Here is a 254-nt window from a genome sequence, read left to right on the forward strand (position 1 = left end):
GAACTTTTTTGAAAGAACGTCCTTTAGCATCTTATTATCCAAAGCCAGTTCTGCATACATGTGTTTAAGCTTGCGGTTCTCTTCTTCCAGTTCTTTCAGCCGTTTCAGCTCCTGACTGTCCATGCCGGCATACTTCTTTCGCCAGTTGTAAAACGTGGATTTGTGAATGCCCAGTTCGCGGCATACATCATTGAGCTCACGGCCGCCTTCATATTCCTTGATGGCCTTTACGATCTGTGCTTCGGAAATAATAG

General features: G+C 44.9%; 1 protein-coding gene. It reads right to left on the bottom strand.

The annotated features are described in order from the left end of the window. The coding region (locus EOD41_RS20580; protein WP_240663524.1) for a transposase at positions 1–252 on the bottom strand (252 nt) is incomplete at its 3' end. Positions 253–254: the final 2 nt, after the last annotated feature.

The sequence above is a fragment of the Mucilaginibacter limnophilus genome (assembly GCF_004005815.1).
GTDB classification, from domain to species: Bacteria; Bacteroidota; Bacteroidia; order Sphingobacteriales; family Sphingobacteriaceae; genus Mucilaginibacter; species Mucilaginibacter limnophilus.